This window comes from Tessaracoccus lubricantis, from assembly GCF_039544535.1.
Lineage (GTDB): Bacteria > Actinomycetota > Actinomycetes > Propionibacteriales > Propionibacteriaceae > Arachnia > Arachnia lubricantis.
On the sequence record NZ_BAABLV010000041.1, the window covers coordinates 118,853 to 134,270 of the forward strand.

Genomic DNA, 15,418 nt, shown 5'->3' on the forward strand with positions numbered 1-15,418 from the left:
CACACTACTCAGCAGGCAAGGCGATGGGGAGGGCCATGGCCCCACTGCCTGGACGGGTCAGGGCTTGCAGCCCCACGGCTGGAGGCCGCGCTGGTCGTACAGCCGGTTGGCAACCGTGATCTGCTCCTCGCGGGTGGCCTGGTGCGGGTACGCGGCGAAGTCGGTGCCGCCGACGCTGCGCCAGGTCTGCAGGTTGAACTGGAGGCCGCCGTAGTAGCCGTTGCCGGTGTTGATGTTCCAGCGGTTGGTGGACTCGCATCGGGCGATGCGGTCCCACATCGAGGCACGGCGCAGGTCCAGGCCCTCACCGGAGGACGAGGACGTGGCCACCGGCACCACCTTGGTACCGACGGTGGTGACCTGCGTGACGGGCTCCTTGACCACCTCCGTGGAGGCGAGCTGGGAGGACTTCAGCACGCCGTCCTCGTAGACGTTGGTGTAGGTCTCGAGGTTCTCCCCGGGCACGCCCTTGGTGGTGACCTTCTCGTCGCCCTTCAGCATGTCGTCGGACTTGACCGTGGTCTTGTCGAAAGCCACCGCGACGGTCTTCGTCGAGGGCTTCACGTCGACCCGGACGAAGACGATCTCCATGCCGTCCTCGAGTTGGGTCTCGGCAGCAGGGCTCAGCTTGTCATCGGCATCCGGCGTGATGCCCGCCTCGGCGAGCGCGTCGGCGACGGTGCCGGCCAGGCGCTTCGGGGTGGTCGCCCCGCCCGCCGTGAGCGTGTAGTCCTTGGCGGTGACGATGTCGAGCGAGAGCCCCTCGCGGCTGATGGCGGCCGAGCGCGATGCCGACAGCTTGGAGTCGGCCGCGTCGAGGCGCAGCATCTTCAACGCGTCGCCCACGTTCTTCGCCGTGGTCCACAGCTCGCGCTCCTCGCCGTCGATCGACACGTTGAGCGGGCGGGCGTAGGCCACGCTGATCTCGAGGCCGTCGACCACCGGGGTGTCGGCGGCGGGCAGCACGACGTCGTGCGGGCCGGGCTCGATGCCCTCGAGTTCGAGCACCTGCGCGACGGTGTTCTCACGCACTGCGATGGTGCGGGAGACGCCGTCGACGACCATGGTGACATCGCTCTTGTCCAGCGCGCTGGCCACTCCCACGCCACCAACCAGCGCCAATGCGCTGACGCCTGCGATGACCGGGGTCCAGATCTTCTTCGCCATCTGCTCGAACAGTCCTCTGATCGGGGTGCGCTGGGATTCCAGCGAGAACAGACTAACCCCCGCCTGAGAAGATTCCAAAAGAATTCTAAGAATCTCTCAGTCGGGGGCGACCTGGGATGGCTGGCGGAGCGGCCGCCTACGCCGTCACGTCGGGCTGGATGTCGATGCGCCACCCGGTCAGGCGCGCGGCCAGCCGGGCGTTCTGTCCCTCGCGGCCGATCGCCAGCGAGAGCTGGTAGTCCGGCACGATCGCGCGGCACGCGCGCGCCTGCTCGTCGACCACCGTCACCGACAGCACCTTGGCCGGCGACAGCGCGGCGGCCACGAACTCCGTGGGGTCGTCGGAGTAGTCGACGATGTCGATCTTCTCCTCCCCCAGCTCGTTGGTCACGGCGCGCACGCGCTGGCCCATGGGGCCGATGAACGCACCCTTGGCCGACACGTTCGGGTCCAGCGAGCGCACCGCGATCTTCGTGCGGTGGCCCGCCTCGCGCGCCACCTCACAGATCTCGACGACCCCCTGGCCGATCTCCGGCACCTCGAGGGCGAACAGCTTGCGCACCAGGTTGGGGTGCGTGCGCGACACGATCACCTGCGGGCCGCGCAGCTCGCGGCGGACGCTGACCACGTAGACGCGCAGCCGTCGGCCGTGGCCGTAGTCCTCGCCGGGCACCTGCTCGGCCAGCGGCATGAGCGCCTCGAACTTGTCCTGGTCCCCCTTGCTGATCAGCACGCGCACGGCCTTGGAGTCGCGGTCCTGCTGCACCACGCCGACGATGACGTCGCCCTCGGTGGCGGCGAAGTGGCCGAACTTCTGGTCGTCCTCCGCCTCCCGGATCCGCTGGAAGATGACCTGGCGGGCGGTGGCGGCGGCGATGCGGCCGAAGTCCTCCGGAGTGTCGTCGAAGTAGCCGATGATCTCGTCGTCGTCGTTGAACTCCGGGGCGAGCACCGCGGCCTTGCCGGTCTTGCGGTTGATCTCCACCTTGACGCCGCGCAGGGCGTTGGGGGTCTTGTTGTACGCGTTGAGGAGCGCGTCCTCGAGCGTCTTGAGCAGGTACTCGCGGTCGATGCCACGCTCGCGCTCGATCAGCGTCAGTGATGCCAGGTCGACATCCATGTCAGTTCTCCTCGTCCTCGTCGCCGTCCACCGGGCGGTTCATCTCCACCTGGACGACGGCCTTGTTGATGTCCGCGAACGGCACCGTGCGCTCCGCGCCGTCGACGTCGACGGTGACCCCGTCGTCGTCGGCGTCCGTGATGCGGCCGGTGAGTTCGGCGTCCGCCAGCCACAGCTTCACCAGGCGGGTGGCGTTGCGGCGGAAGTGCTTGGGTTCGGTCAGCGGCTTGCCCACGCCCCGGGAGCTCACCTCGAGCGTGTACGGGTGGTCACCGACAGCCGGGTCCTCGTCGAGCGCGGCGGACACCGCCGACGAGGCGGCGGCGATGTCGTCGAGCAGCGGGCCGCGACCCTGCGGGCCGTCACCGTCGACGGTGAGCCGGAGCACGGAACGCTTCCCCATGCGGGTGACATCGAGGCTGTCGAGTTCCAACCCGTGCTGGGCCAGGATTGGCTCGATGACAGCCACCAACTTGGCTTCTTGCATGTGCGTCTCCGTATCCGGTTGTGAGCCTGATTGTGAGGCCCAGCATACCCACCCACTACGCTGGCCGCATGCCCATCAGCCGCCGCACCGCCCTGGCCCTGCTCGCGCTCTCGGCGACCGGCTGCACGGCGAGCCCGGTGGTCACGGGTGGCCCTGAGGGCCGTGCCCCCCTTCCCGAGCCGGAGCCCGAGCCCACGCGCTCGGCCACGGCCAGCGCGGCGCACCAGGCGACGGCGGGCCTCCGTGCGCTGGTCGCCTCGCTCGTCGACTCCCCGCAATGGGAGGCCCAGCCCTGGGCCGTGGCGGCGCTGGCACAGTGCGACGCCCACGTGGCGAGGCTGGCGGTACCCGACCCGCTGTCCGACTCCGAGCAGGACGTGTTCGAGGTCACGGTCGGCGTGGTCGCGACCCCCAGCGACGCCGTGGCCGCCGCCAACCGCCTCGACGCCGCCATCGCCGACACCGCCCGGGCCCTCATGGCGGCGGCAGGAGACGCCGAGCACGGCGACCTCCGGCTCTGTTACACCTCGATCGCGACGGCGGTGCGGGGGCTCACGGAGCGCTCGGTGGCACCGGTCCCGGGCGATGCCGCCCCACGCCGCCTCCAGCCCACCACGCTGGACGCCTCGCTGCCGATCCTGCTGGGGCATGTGTGGGCGCTGATCTACGGGCTGGGCGTCGGCCTCGGCCGGCTCAGCGGCGACGACGCCCTGCACCCGGTCGGCCTGGCGCGGCTCAACGCGGCCCGCGAGCTGCGCAACGAGCTGCGCGCCCGGCTCGGCGACCAGGTGCCGGAGCAGCCGGCCGCCTTCGAGCTGCCGACACCCATGGACAGCCGCGCCACCATCCGCGAGGCCTGGGGGCACCTGGAGCTGCAGGTGCTGGAGGGCTTCGCCCGGCTGGTGGCCGCTGACCCCGACCCTGCATGGGCCGACGGCATGGCCGCCCAGGTGGCGCCGGTGCAGGAGACCGGCACGGCGCTCACCTGGTGGCCGGGCTGGGTGGCCTAGACGAGGGCGAGCACCTCGTCGACGATGCTGTCCACCGCCACCTCGCGCTTCTCGCCGGTGGCACGGATCCGCAGCTCGACGAGTCCGTTGGCCAGACCGCGGCCCACCACCACGATGATCGGCATGCCGAGCACCTCGGAGTCGGCGAACTTGACGCCGGGGCTGGCCTTGCGGTCGTCGTAGAGGACGTCGAGGCCCCTGCCGTCGAGTTCGCCCGCGATGCGCTCCGCCTCCTCGAACACTTCGGCCTCCTTGCCCGTGGCGATCACGTGCACCTGGAACGGCGCGAGGGCGAGCGGCCAGTTGAGGCCCTTGTCGTCACTGGTGGCCTCGGCGACGGCGGCCACCGCACGCGAGACCCCCACGCCGTAGGAGCCCATGGTGACGGTGACGAGCTTGCCGCTGTGGTCCAGCACCTTCAGGCCCAACGCCTCGGCGTACTTGCGGCCGAGCTGGAAGATGTGGCCCATCTCGATGCCGCGGGCCAGCGTGAGGGGGCCCGAGCCGTCCGGCGCCGGGTCGCCCTCCCGCACGTCACCGACGTCGAGGATGCCGTCGGCGGTGAAGTCGCGGCCGGCCGTGACGCCGGTGAGGTGCTGGTCCTTGACGTTGGCACCGGTGACCCAGTGCGTGCCGGTGACCACGCGCGGGTCCACCAGGTACTCGATCTTCGTCGAGGATTCCTTGCCGAGCACGCGGGTGCCGTCGAGCGACACCGGGGACATGAAGCCCACCACCAGCTGCGGGTACTGCTTGAAGTCCTCCTCGGAGAACGGCTCCGCGACCGAGGGCTCCAGCGCAGCCTCAAGGCGCTTGGCGTCCACCTCGCGGTCGCCCGGGAGGCCGACGGCCAGCGGCCGCTTCCCGCCCTCGGGGTCGGTCACCATGAACAGGACGTTCTTGAGGGTGTCGGCACCGCTCCAGGTGCGGCCCGGCAGGTCGCGGTTGAGCAGTTCGACCACGGCGCCGATGCTGCCCGCACCGGGCGTGTCGAACACGGCCATCGCGGGCGCCTCGTCGACGGGCAGCTCCGCCGGGGCGGCGAAGCGCACGGCCTCGACGTTGGCCGCGTAACCGCCCGGTGAGCGGACGAAGGTGTCCTCACCGTTGGCGGCCACCGCCAGGAACTCCTCGGAGCGCGAGCCGCCCATGGCGCCGGCCATCGCGGAGACGATCACGTACTCGAGGCCGAGGCGCTCGAAGATGCGCTGGTACGCGGTGCGGTGCAGTTGGTAGCTGGCCTCGAGCCCCTCGTCGTCGACGTCGAAGGAGTAGGAGTCCTTCATGATGAACTCGCGGCCGCGCAGCAGCCCGGCGCGGGGCCGCGCCTCGTCGCGGTACTTCGTCTGGATCTGGTACAGCGACAGCGGCAGGTCCTTGTACGAGCTGTACAGGTCCTTGACCATCAGCGTGAACATCTCCTCGTGCGTGGGGCCGAGCAGCATGTCGGTGCCCTTGCGGTCGGAGACGCGGAAGAGGTTGTCCCCGTAGTCGGTCCAGCGGCCGGTGGCCTCGTAGGGCTCACGGGGCAGCAGCGCAGGGAAGCGCACCTCCTGCGCACCGATGGCGTCCATCTCCTCGCGGATGATGGCCTCGACCTTCTCCAGCACCTTCAGGCCCAGCGGCAGCCACGAGTAGATGCCTGGCGCCGCCCGGCGGATGTAGCCGGCGCGGACCAGCCAGCGGTGGCTGGGCACCTCGGCATCCGCGGGGTCGTCGCGGAGCGTGCGGACGAACAGGGAGGAGAGCTTGGAAATCACGGGCCGAGTCTACCCATCGACGCGGACCTGCGGATTCCAGCCCGGGATGACTCCGTGACCGGGCACGATGTCCCCGTGAGCACGCTTTCCGCAGGACCCCGCAGCACCGTCACCCGCCTGGTCGTGGGCAGCGCCCTCATGCTGTTCATGGAACTGGCGCTCATCCGCTGGCTGGGCTCGAACGTGGTGCACCTCTCGTACTTCTCGAACTTCGTCCTGCTCGGCTCGTTCCTGGGCATCGGCGCGGGATTCCTCATCTCGCGCAAGGAGTGGTCGATCGTGCCGTGGACGCCGCCCCTGCTCGCGGTCCTGGTGTTCGTGGTGTGGGCCTTCCCCGTGACGATCGACCGCACCGGTGACGGGATCATCTACTTCACCTCGCTGTCGGCCCAGGGGCCGCCGGCGTGGCTCGCCCTCCCGGTGATCTTCCTGCTGGTGGCGGCGATCCTCGCGGGCCCCGGCGAGGTCGTGGGGCGCTGCTTCGCTGAACTGGAGAACCTCAACGCCTACCGGTGGGACCTCGTCGGCTCGATCCTCGGCATCTCGCTGTTCACGCTGCTGTCCTTCCTGCGCGCGCCGTCGGTGGTGTGGGGCGTGCTGGTGGCGGTGGCGCTGGTCTGGCTGGCGTGGGGCCGACACCGGCTGGTGGCCGTGGTGGCGGGCGTCGCCATCGTCGGGTCGCTGCTGGCGGAGACGGTCACGCCGGGCGTGACGTGGTCGCCGTACTACAAGGTCACGCAGCGCGACGTGGGCCGCTCCTCGGACGGCAACCCGCTGCACCTGATCACCGTCAACGGCATCCCCCACCAGTTGATGGGGTCGGCCGAGTACAAGCTCAACGAGGCCGAGCTGCTCTACCGCACGCCCTACGAGCGGATGGCCGCGCCCACGCCCGGGCGGGTGCTGATCATCGGTGCCGGCTCCGGCTCCGACGTGGCGATCGCGCTGCAGCAGGGCGCCGAGAGCGTCGACGCCGTCGACATCGACCCGCGCATATGGAGATCGGCGCCGAGCTGAACCCAGACCAGCCGTACTCCGATCCCAAGGTCCGCCGGATCGTCAACGACGGGCGCGCATTCCTGGAGAGCACTGACGAGAAGTACGACCTCATCCTGTTCGCGCTGCCCGACAGCCTCGCGCTCGTCAGCGGCGCCTCCCAGATCCGGCTCGAGTCGTTCCTGTTCACCGAGGAGGCCCTGGCCTCGGCGCGCGAGCGCCTGACCGACGACGGCGTGTTCTCGATGTACAACTACTACCGCGAGGACTGGCTGATCGACCGGCTGGGCGGGATCGCACAGGAGGCCTTCGGCCACGCGCCCTGCGTCGACCTGCTCGGCGGCGGGCAGGCCGTCGTCACCGTCGCGAAGGACCCCTCGGCGCAGGCCTGCGGGACCGACAACCACGTCGTGCCGGCAGACCGCATCGAGCCGCCCACGGACAACGCGCCGTTCCTCTACTACCGGGGCGACGGCATCCCCGCCACGTACCTGTGGGTCCTCGCCGGGATCCTGCTGGCCTCCGCCCTCACCGTGCGCGCGCTCGGTGGGCCGCTACGCCAGATGCGTCCCTACGCCGACCTCTTCTGCATGGGCGTGGCGTTCATGCTGCTGGAGACCAAGTACATCGCCACGTTCGCCCTGCTGTTCGGCACCACCTGGCTGGTCAACGCGCTCGTGTTCGGCGGCGTGCTGCTGATCGTGCTCGCCGCAGTGGAGGTGACCCGACGGTGGCGCACCCCACCCATCACCTGGCTGTTCGCCGGCATCGGGCTGTCGATCGCACTCGCCTACGTCGTCCAGCCCGCGTGGCTGCTCGCGCTGCCGTACGTGCCGCGGCTGATCGTGGCCGTCGCCCTCGCCTTCGTCCCCATCTTCCTGGCCAACGTGGCCTTCGCGAAGCGTTTCGCCGCAGCGGACAACGCACGGGCCGCGTTCGGGCTGAACCTGCTCGGCGCGCTGGTGGGCGGCTGCCTGGAGTACGCAGCGCTGCTCACCGGTTACGGCAACCTGCTGATCCTGGTGCTGCTCATCTACCTGCTGGCGTTCGTGCTGGCGCCCCGGCGCGGCGGCCACATCGTGGCTCAGTAGTGCACGGTGGCCAGCGCGCCCACCTCGACGAAGCCCAGGTGCTCGTAGGAGCGGATCGCCGCGGTGTTGAAGTCGTTGACGTAGAGGCTGATCAGCGGGTAGCGCTCCATCACGAGGTGGAACATCCCCGCCATCGCCGGCACGCTGAGGCCACGGCCACGCAGGTGCGGGGCCACCCACACGCCCTGCAACTGGGCCTGGTCCCCCAGCTTCGGGCCGAGGTCGGCCTTGAAGATCACGGTGCCCTTGTCGTCGACGATGCCGTAGGCGTCGCCCTGCTTGAGCCGGTCCTTCACGAACCCCTCGTAGCCGCCGCCGTACTTGAAGGGTGAGCTGCCGATCTCGTCGGTGTACATGTGCACCGAGGCGTCGAGGTAGCTCGGGTAGTCGTCGAGCGTGAGCTGGCGCACCCGGCGGTCGGGTGGCACCTCCGGCAGGTGGTCGAGCAACATCAGCGGCTGGCGCTTGCGGATGTTGGAGATGCCTCCCCACGCGCCGCGGTAGCGCTCCGCGAGGCCCACGAAGAGGCCCAGGACGGAGATGGCGGGTCCGAGGATAGACGTGCACCGACGGATGGGCCCCAGCCGGTCGACGTACGCGGGCAGGGCCTCGGGGTCGAAGCCGGCAATGAACAGCGTGCCGCCGTCGAGCAGGACCGAGGTGAGTTCGCCATCGCGCTCGTACCCGTAGACCTGGCCCAGCCGCCTGCGGTCCAGGCCGTGCGTGGCCAGGCGGGAGGCCAGGAAGAGGTTCTCCACCGAGCTCCTGGCCAGGAAGTGGGCGACCCGTTCGCGGTCGCCCGCCCCCATCGTCGTCAGCCCTGAATTCATGGGCGAAACTCTAGGGCCATCGGGGAGCCCGCAGAGCGGAGGTCAGGAAACGGAGACCTCGGGGGCGCCGACCTCACCCATCTCGGCGGCGATGCGGCGCGCCTCGAACAGGAGGGTCTCGACGATCTCCTCCTCGGGGACGGTCTTGATGACCTCGCCCTTGACGAAGATCTGGCCCTTGCCGTTGCCGGAGGCCACGCCGAGGTCCGCCTCTCGGGCCTCGCCGGGGCCATTGACGATGCAGCCCATGACGGCGACGCGCAGCGGGGCCTGCATCCCCTCGAGGCCCTTGGTGACCTGCTCGGCGAGCGTGTAGACGTCCACCTGCGCGCGGCCGCACGAGGGGCAGGAGACGATGTCGAGCTTGCGGGGCCGCAGGTTGAGCGACTCCAGGATCTTGAGGCCGACCTTGACCTCCTCCGCGGGCGGGGCCGACAGGGACACGCGGATGGTGTCGCCGATGCCCTGGCTGAGCAGCGCGCCGAACGCGACGGAACTCTTGATCGTGCCCTGGAACGCAGGGCCGGCCTCGGTGACGCCCAGGTGCAGCGGGTACTGGCACTTCTCCGACAGCAGCTCGTAGGCGCGCACCATCACGACGGGGTCGTTGTGCTTGACCGAGATCTTGAAGTCGTGGAAGCCCACCTCCTCGAACAGCGACGCCTCCCACAGGGCGGACTCGACGAGCGCCTCGGCGGTGGGCGCGCCGTACTTGGCGAGCAACCGCTTGTCCAGCGAGCCGGCGTTGACGCCGATGCGCAGGCTCACGCCCGCGTCGGAGGCCGCCTTGGCGATCTCGGCCACCTTGTCGTCGAACTGCTTGATGTTGCCGGGGTTGACGCGCACCGCGGCGCAGCCGGCGTCGATTGCCGCGAAGACGTAGCGCGGCTGGAAGTGGATGTCGGCGATCACGGGGATCTGCGACTTCATGGCGATGATCGGCAGCGCGTCGGCGTCGTCCTGGCTGGGGACGGCGACGCGGACGATGTCGCAGCCGGTGGCGGTCAGTTCCGCGATCTGCTGCAGGGTGGCGTTGATGTCCGTCGTCTTGGTGGTGGTCATCGACTGCACGCTGATGGGGGCGTCGCCGCCGACGAAGACCTTCCCGACCCGGATCTTGCGGGTGGGGCGACGGGGTGCGAGCACCGGCGCGGGCGCTGCGGGCATACCAAGGTTCACGGACATGTGCGACAGCCTACTCTGCTCGTCAGAAAAGTCGGATCGGGGAGATGACGTCGGCGGCGATGAGCACGAGGCCGCCGAGGAGGAGGAACCCGCCCACGAAGTACGTGATCGGCAGGCCCTTCGCGGTGTCGACGGGACCCGGGTCCGGCCTTCCCGCACCGCGCGCGACCAGGCGGCGGAGCCACTCGTAGATGGCCCCGGCGATGTGGCCGCCGTCGAGCGGCAGCAGCGGGACGAGGTTCAGCAGTGCGACGAACAGGTTCACCGCACCCAGCAGCGACAGGTACGACGCCACCTTGTCGGCGGTGCCCAGCTGGTCCGTGGTGGTGATCTCCCCCGCCACCCGGGAGGCGCCCAGGATCGACACCGGCGAGTTGACGTCCCGGGGCTGGCCGGTCACCAGGTCGACCGCGACGTTCCAGATGCGCGCCGGGAAGCTCACCAGTGCCACGGCCGACTGCCTGGTCATCTCCCACATCTGGCCCACGGTGGCCACGGGCCCCGCCTTGGTCAGCTGCTGCGTCGGCGACACGCCGAAGAAGCCGGCCTCGACGACCTTCGTCGGGTCCAGCCGGTCGGGCACGTGGTTGAGCACGGTGTTGACCGTCGGCAGCGTCACCCGGCTGCCGTCGCGTTCGACGACCAGGGTGGCCGGCCCGTCGGCGTTGGCGCGCACGAGGTCGCCCATCTGGCCCCAGCTGGTCAGGGTCACGCCGTTGAAGGACACGAGGGTGTCGCCCACCCGCACGCCCGCCTCGACGGCGGGGGTGGCCGGGTCGGCGTCGGTGCAGGTGCGGTCCTGGCGCTCGGCCGAGACCACGCACTGCCACATCTGCCCGACGGTGAGCGTGGGCTGGTAGGTGCCGTGGAACACGTTGATGCCGAGGAAGATGAGGAAGGCCAGCAGCACGTTCATCGCCGGGCCGCCCAGCATGATGATGATCTTCTGCCACGTCTTCTTCTGGAAGAAGAGCTTGCCGTCGTCCTCGGGGCGGATCTGGTCCCATTCGAAGACGCGGGCCTGGTCTGCCAGGCGGGTGAGCCAAGTCTGCCTGGCGCCGATGCGCTTCGGCGGGTACATGCCCACGAGCCGGACGTAACCGCCCAACGGGAAGGCCTTGACGCCGTACTGGGTCTCCCCGCGGCGGGTGGACCACAGCGTCTTGCCGAAGCCCACGAAGTACTGCGTGACCTTGACGCCGAACAGCTTGGCCGGCACGAGGTGCCCGACCTCGTGCAGCGCGATCGAGACCATGATCAGCGCGAAGAACAGCACCCCGAAGAGCACCGACAGGACCACGCTCATGCGGCGGCCCCGGCCAGTTCGGTGGCGCGGGCCCGGCCCCACCGGTCCGCGGCGAGCACGGCGTCGAGCGTCAACTCGGCATCGGCGACGTGCCCGTCGGCCAGGTGTTCGTCGAGGCACTCCCCCACGATGCGGGTGATGTCGAGGAAGCCGATGCGCCCCTCCCAGAACGCCTCGACGCACGCCTCGTTGGCGGCGTTGTAGACGGCCGGCGCGGTGCCGGCGGCGCGTCCGGCGCGGCGGGCGAGCTGCACCGCGGGGAAGGTGTCGTCGTCGAGGGGTTCGAACGTCCAGGTGCTGGCGGTGGTCCAGTCGCAGGGGCGGGCGGCGCCCTCGAGCCGCTGGGGCCACGTCAGCGCGATGCCGATCGGCATCCGCATGTCGGGCGGCGAGGCCTGCGCGATGGTGGAGCCGTCGTGGAACTCGACCATGGAATGCACCATCGACTGCGGGTGCACGGTGACGGTGATGTCGTCGTAGTCGACGTCGTACAGCAGGGCCGCCTCGATGAGCTCGAGGCCCTTGTTGACGAGCGTGGCCGAGTTGATGGTGATCACGCGGCCCATGTCCCAGGTGGGATGCGCCATCGCCTGCTGCGGCGTGACGTCGACGAGTTCCTCGCGCGTGCGGCCACGGAACGGCCCGCCGGAGGCGGTGAGGATGAGGCGGCGCACCTCGTCGGCACGGCCGGAACGCAGCGCCTGCGCGAAGGCGGAGTGTTCGGAGTCGACGGGCACGATCTGGCCGGGCCGGGCCGCCTCGGTCACCAGGTGGCCGCCGATGACCAGCGACTCCTTGTTGGCCAGCGCCAGCGTGCTGCCCGCAGCCAGCGCGGCCAACGTGGGCTCAAGCCCGGCGGCCCCGGTGATCGCGTTGAGCACCACGTCGGCGCCCACGCCGGCCAGCTGCGTGGATGCCTGGGGGCCCAGCAGCAGCCGCGGGAGGTGGTACTCGCCCTGCGCCCAGCCGCGTTCGTTCGCGGCGGCGTACAGCGCGCGCTGGAGGTCACGCGCCGCGCTGGCCCTGGCCAGCGCCACCGTCTCGGGTTCGAAGTCGATGACCTGCTGGGCGAGCAGGTCGACGTTGCCCCCCGAGGCCGAGAGCCCGACGACCCGGAACTGGTCACGCCGGGAGGCGATCACGTCGAGTGTCTGGGTACCGATCGAGCCGGTGCTGCCGAGGAGAACGATGCTGCGCACCCCACGAGTATCCCACTGTCGACAACAGCCACCGCCGCATAGGATCGGCTCCATGTCTGTGGTCCCAGTCCCCCCGCCCGGCACCCCCGTCCCGTTCGCGATCACGAAATGGGCGGCCGTGAACAAGCGCCGCGTCGATGCACTGGTGTGGCAGGGCCGGCACGGCAGCATCACGGCCCGCCTCGTCGCCGACGACGTCAAGCCGTTGTACGCGAAGTGGAGTCCCCATGACCTCGAGCCGGAGGCGGAGCGGCTGAGCTGGCTGTCGAGCCGCTTCCCCAGCCCCCGCATGGCCGACTACGAGGAGCTCGATGACGGCTGGCTCATCGTCACCGTCGGGCTGCCCGGACGCTCCGCCGTCGAGTGGCCGGAGCGTCCCGAACTGGCCGCGCACGGGCTGGCGGAAGCACTGGCGCAGCTGCATTCGCTGGACGCCACCGACACCCTGTTCGACGAGCCGGCGTGGGTGGGCGACCAGCGCGACGTCCACGACCTGTCGATCGTCCACGGCGCCGCGACCGTGCCCAACGTGCTGGTCTCCGACGACGGCGGCTTCGTCGGCATGGTCGGCGTGGGGCAGCTGGGCGTGGCGGACCGCTGGGCCGACCTCGCCGTCGCCTCGCGGTCGCTGGAGCACCACTTCGGCCCGGGCGCCGCGGACGAGTTCTGGGCCGCGTACGGCGAAGCGCCGGACCCCGAGCGGATCCGGCGCTATCGCGACGCGTACCTCGCGGCGTGAGTCAGGCGTCGAGCCCTGCGACGATCAGACCGCACCCGGCACCGACGACCCCGATGACCAGGCTCGCCACGCCCAGCCACAGGAGGACGATCATCCGGCTCGGCTTCTGCGGATCCTTGCCCAGCACCGAGAGGAAGAAGCCGGCCGACATGAGCACTGCGGCGTAGAGCACGCCGTCGCCGAGCGCCCTGGACCAGGCGGGCACGCGGTCGTCTGCCAGCAACAACCGGATCACGAGCCCGAGGATGATGAGGACGCCCGCATGCGCGTGACCCGCGCGGAAGAACGACTTCTGCAGCCCGTTGGCCGGCACGCCGCCGCTGAACACGCGCAGGAGGAAGGTGCCGCCGAAGGCGACCGTGACCACGATGAGAAGGATGACTCCGGAACTGACGAGGGTGGACGATGACATGGTTCTCCTTCGGGAGTGTGGGTCTCAGTGCTCGACGGTTGGTCCGACGAGCATGCGAAGCGCCGATTCGGCGACGACGAGCGGGTCCTCGGACTCGCTGAGGAAGCCCGTCTGGACAAGCCCGCCGCTGCGCAACAGTGCCGCGAGGCCATGTGCCATCGCCCAACCGGCCAAGGCCGTTGCGTCCCCCTCCCCGTTGTGGCGTGAGGCACCGGTGCGCAGCAACTCGAGGGACCGGCTGGCCGCCTGTGCCAACTGGGGGTCCTCCGTGTCGAGCAGCGTGGGGGTGAACATGACCTCGAACGCCGCCGGTTGCGCAGCGGCGAACGCGACGTAGGCCAGGCCCGCGCCCAGGAACCCGTCGTCTCGCGCCTGCTCGATGCGGTCGGCCAGTTCCGTGAAGCCATCGGCCGCGATGGCCGTGATGAGGGCCTTCTTCGAGCTGAAATGGTGCCGCGGCGCGGCATGGGACACGTTGAGTTCGGCTGCGACCGCGCGGAGGCTGAGCGCCTCGACGCCCTGCTCCGTGATGATGGCGGTGGCCCGCTCCAGGATCGCGCGGCGCAGGTTTCCGTGGTGGTAGGTGTCTGACACACCCCTATCTTTACACCGGCAAGTTGTCAGTGGCAAGTTTGCTCGCGCAAAACAACGGGGGCCGGTCGGAACCGGCCCCCGTCGAGGGTCTGCTGGGTGGATCAGACCAGGCCGAAGGCCTGCATCGCCTTGGCGACCTTCTCGAAGCCCGCGATGTTGGCGCCCACGACGTAGTCGCCGGGGGCGTCGTAGGAGTCGGCGGTCTCCGCGCAGATCTCGTGGATGTTCTGCATGATCGCGGTGAGGCGCTCCTCGGTGTACTCGAAGTCCCACGAGTCACGCGAGGCGTTCTGCTGCATCTCCAGCGCGGAGGTGGCCACGCCACCGGCGTTGGCCGCCTTGCCGGGGGCGTAGAGCACGCCGGCATCCTGCAGCGCGTGGATCGCGTCGGGCGTGGTGGGCATGTTGGCGCCCTCGGCCACGACCTTGACCCCGTTCTTGATCAGGCACGCGGCCTGCTCCAGGTTGAGCTCGTTCTGCGTGGCGCACGGCAGGGCCACGTCGACGGGCACGTCCCAGATGCAGCCGCCGGCGTTGCCGAGCTTCGCCGAAGGGCGACGGTCGACGTAGTCGGAGACGCGGCCCCGCTCGATCTCCTTGACCTGCTTCAGCAGGTCGAGGTCAACGCCGGCCTCGTCGACGACGAAGCCGCTGGAGTCGGAGAAGCCCACGACGGTGGCACCGAGCTGCGCGGCCTTCTCTGCCGCGTAGATGGCCACGTTGCCCGAGCCGGAGACGACGACGCGCTTGCCGTCGAAGCTCTCGCCCTTGGTCTTGAGCATCTCGTTGGCGAACACGACGGTGCCGTAGCCGGTGGCCTCGGTGCGCACGAGCGAGCCGCCCCACGCGATGCCCTTGCCGGTCAGCACGCCGGACTCGTAGCGGTTGGTGATGCGCTTGTACTGGCCGAACATGAAGCCGATCTCGCGGCCACCCACACCGATGTCGCCGGCGGGCACGTCGGTGTACTCGCCCAGGTGGCGGTACAGCTCCGTCATGAAGGACTGGCAGAACCGCATGACCTCGCCCTCGGACTTGCCGCGGGGGTCGAAGTCGGAGCCGCCCTTGCCGCCGCCGATGGGCAGGCCGGTCAGCGAGTTCTTGAAGATCTGCTCGAAGCCGAGGAACTTGATGACGCCGAGGTAGACGCTGGGGTGGAACCGCAGGCCACCCTTGTAGGGGCCGAGTGCGGAGTTGAACTCGACGCGGAAGCCGCGGTTGACCTGGACCTCGCCGTTGTCGTCCTGCCACGGCACGCGGAAGATGATCTGCCGCTCGGGCTCACAGATGCGCTCGAGCATCTTGGACTCGACGTACTCCGGATGCCGCTTGACCACTGGCTCCAGGGACTCGAAGACCTCCCGCACTGCCTGGTGGAATTCAGCCTCCCCAGGGTTGCGCGCCACGACGCTCTGGAAGATGCCCTCCAGCTTCGATTCCATCGGTTCTCCTTTTGCCTGTTTCGGACACTGGCGCGTCGATACTACGACCACATGCCCTGAGTTGCGTCATCGGACCATCT

General features: G+C 69.8%; 15 protein-coding genes. 4 read left to right on the plus strand and 11 right to left on the minus strand.

Going from position 1 to position 15,418, the window contains the following annotated elements; all coding sequences use genetic code 11:
- Positions 1 to 57: 57 nt before the first annotated feature.
- From ABEA30_RS14110 to rimP, 3 genes are all read right to left on the minus strand, one after another.
- On the minus strand, positions 58 to 1,167 hold the full coding sequence (locus ABEA30_RS14110) for a transglycosylase family protein (RefSeq protein ID WP_345583937.1): 1,110 nt from the start codon (positions 1,165 to 1,167) through the stop codon (positions 58 to 60).
- 136 nt (positions 1,168 to 1,303) lie between these two features.
- Positions 1,304 to 2,287 (minus strand): transcription termination factor NusA, encoded by a 984-nt coding sequence (gene nusA, locus ABEA30_RS14115; RefSeq protein WP_345583939.1) that lies wholly within the window; start codon positions 2,285 to 2,287, stop codon positions 1,304 to 1,306.
- A gap of 1 nt (position 2,288) precedes the next feature.
- Positions 2,289 to 2,774, minus strand: coding sequence for a ribosome maturation factor RimP (gene rimP, locus ABEA30_RS14120; protein WP_345583941.1), 486 nt, complete (start codon positions 2,772 to 2,774; stop codon positions 2,289 to 2,291).
- A gap of 68 nt (positions 2,775 to 2,842) precedes the next feature.
- Between rimP and ABEA30_RS14125 the strand changes: the two genes are divergently transcribed.
- Positions 2,843 to 3,784: a hypothetical protein gene (locus ABEA30_RS14125; RefSeq protein ID WP_345583943.1), complete on the plus strand. Its 942-nt coding sequence runs from the start codon at positions 2,843 to 2,845 to the stop codon at positions 3,782 to 3,784.
- Here the strand turns inward: ABEA30_RS14125 and ABEA30_RS14130 are convergent.
- Positions 3,781 to 5,544, minus strand: coding sequence for a proline--tRNA ligase (locus ABEA30_RS14130; protein WP_345583945.1), 1,764 nt, complete (start codon positions 5,542 to 5,544; stop codon positions 3,781 to 3,783). The two genes, ABEA30_RS14125 and ABEA30_RS14130, sit on opposite strands and share 4 nt — an antisense overlap.
- A 75-nt stretch (positions 5,545 to 5,619) precedes the next feature.
- Here ABEA30_RS14130 and ABEA30_RS14135 point away from each other — a divergent pair, with 75 nt between their 5' ends.
- Entirely contained in the window at positions 5,620 to 6,561 is a 942-nt protein-coding gene (locus tag ABEA30_RS14135; protein WP_345583947.1) for a spermidine synthase family protein, read from the plus strand.
- Positions 6,540 to 7,631: a polyamine aminopropyltransferase gene (locus ABEA30_RS14140; RefSeq protein ID WP_345583949.1), complete on the plus strand. Its 1,092-nt coding sequence runs from the start codon at positions 6,540 to 6,542 to the stop codon at positions 7,629 to 7,631. Before ABEA30_RS14135 ends, ABEA30_RS14140 begins: the two co-directional genes overlap by 22 nt.
- Here the strand turns inward: ABEA30_RS14140 and ABEA30_RS14145 are convergent.
- The 4 genes from ABEA30_RS14145 to dxr are packed head-to-tail and all read right to left on the minus strand — an operon-like array spanning position 7,625 to position 12,151.
- Complete coding sequence (locus ABEA30_RS14145; protein ID WP_345583951.1) at positions 7,625 to 8,461, minus strand: GNAT family N-acetyltransferase; 837 nt, start codon at positions 8,459 to 8,461, stop codon at positions 7,625 to 7,627. The genes ABEA30_RS14140 and ABEA30_RS14145 overlap by 7 nt on opposite strands.
- Positions 8,462 to 8,503: 42 nt before the next feature.
- On the minus strand, positions 8,504 to 9,646 hold the full coding sequence (ispG, locus tag ABEA30_RS14150) for a flavodoxin-dependent (E)-4-hydroxy-3-methylbut-2-enyl-diphosphate synthase (protein ID WP_345583953.1): 1,143 nt from the start codon (positions 9,644 to 9,646) through the stop codon (positions 8,504 to 8,506).
- A gap of 22 nt (positions 9,647 to 9,668) precedes the next feature.
- The gene (locus ABEA30_RS14155; protein ID WP_345583955.1) at positions 9,669 to 10,952 is read right to left on the minus strand and encodes a M50 family metallopeptidase; all 1,284 of its coding nucleotides are present in this window, start codon (positions 10,950 to 10,952) and stop codon (positions 9,669 to 9,671) included.
- The gene (dxr, locus tag ABEA30_RS14160; RefSeq protein ID WP_345583957.1) at positions 10,949 to 12,151 is read right to left on the minus strand and encodes a 1-deoxy-D-xylulose-5-phosphate reductoisomerase; all 1,203 of its coding nucleotides are present in this window, start codon (positions 12,149 to 12,151) and stop codon (positions 10,949 to 10,951) included. The genes ABEA30_RS14155 and dxr overlap by 4 nt, the downstream gene beginning before the upstream one ends.
- Positions 12,152 to 12,203: 52 nt before the next feature.
- On the opposite strand from dxr, the gene ABEA30_RS14165 reads away from it, so the two are divergent.
- Complete coding sequence (locus tag ABEA30_RS14165; protein ID WP_345583959.1) at positions 12,204 to 12,890, plus strand: phosphotransferase; 687 nt, start codon at positions 12,204 to 12,206, stop codon at positions 12,888 to 12,890.
- A 1-nt stretch (position 12,891) separates the two neighbouring features.
- On the opposite strand, the gene ABEA30_RS14170 is transcribed toward ABEA30_RS14165, so the two are convergent.
- The 3 genes from ABEA30_RS14170 to gdhA all read right to left on the minus strand — a co-directional run bounded on the left by ABEA30_RS14170 (position 12,892) and on the right by gdhA (position 15,338).
- Complete coding sequence (locus tag ABEA30_RS14170; RefSeq protein ID WP_345583961.1) at positions 12,892 to 13,302, minus strand: hypothetical protein; 411 nt, start codon at positions 13,300 to 13,302, stop codon at positions 12,892 to 12,894.
- Positions 13,303 to 13,326: 24 nt separating this feature from the next.
- Positions 13,327 to 13,896: a TetR/AcrR family transcriptional regulator gene (locus ABEA30_RS14175; RefSeq protein WP_345583963.1), complete on the minus strand. Its 570-nt coding sequence runs from the start codon at positions 13,894 to 13,896 to the stop codon at positions 13,327 to 13,329.
- 101 nt (positions 13,897 to 13,997) lie between these two features.
- Positions 13,998 to 15,338, minus strand: coding sequence for an NADP-specific glutamate dehydrogenase (gene gdhA / locus ABEA30_RS14180; protein ID WP_345583965.1), 1,341 nt, complete (start codon positions 15,336 to 15,338; stop codon positions 13,998 to 14,000).
- Positions 15,339 to 15,418: the final 80 nt, after the last annotated feature.

What these genes read in the sequence shown, in the direction of transcription:
- ABEA30_RS14110 (WP_345583937.1), bottom strand. Translation starts at nt 1,167, where the DNA reads ATGGCGAAGAAGATCTGGACCCCGGTCATCGCAGGCGTCAGCGCATTG.
- nusA (WP_345583939.1), bottom strand. Translation starts at nt 2,287, where the DNA reads ATGGATGTCGACCTGGCATCACTGACGCTGATCGAGCGCGAGCGTGGC.
- rimP (WP_345583941.1), bottom strand. Translation starts at nt 2,774, where the DNA reads ATGCAAGAAGCCAAGTTGGTGGCTGTCATCGAGCCAATCCTGGCCCAG.
- ABEA30_RS14125 (WP_345583943.1), top strand. Translation starts at nt 2,843, where the DNA reads ATGCCCATCAGCCGCCGCACCGCCCTGGCCCTGCTCGCGCTCTCGGCG.
- ABEA30_RS14140 (WP_345583949.1), top strand. Translation starts at nt 6,540, where the DNA reads ATGGAGATCGGCGCCGAGCTGAACCCAGACCAGCCGTACTCCGATCCC.
- ABEA30_RS14145 (WP_345583951.1), bottom strand. Translation starts at nt 8,461, where the DNA reads ATGAATTCAGGGCTGACGACGATGGGGGCGGGCGACCGCGAACGGGTC.
- ispG (WP_345583953.1), bottom strand. Translation starts at nt 9,646, where the DNA reads ATGTCCGTGAACCTTGGTATGCCCGCAGCGCCCGCGCCGGTGCTCGCA.
- ABEA30_RS14155 (WP_345583955.1), bottom strand. Translation starts at nt 10,952, where the DNA reads ATGAGCGTGGTCCTGTCGGTGCTCTTCGGGGTGCTGTTCTTCGCGCTG.
- ABEA30_RS14165 (WP_345583959.1), top strand. Translation starts at nt 12,204, where the DNA reads ATGTCTGTGGTCCCAGTCCCCCCGCCCGGCACCCCCGTCCCGTTCGCG.
- ABEA30_RS14170 (WP_345583961.1), bottom strand. Translation starts at nt 13,302, where the DNA reads ATGTCATCGTCCACCCTCGTCAGTTCCGGAGTCATCCTTCTCATCGTG.
- gdhA (WP_345583965.1), bottom strand. Translation starts at nt 15,338, where the DNA reads ATGGAATCGAAGCTGGAGGGCATCTTCCAGAGCGTCGTGGCGCGCAAC.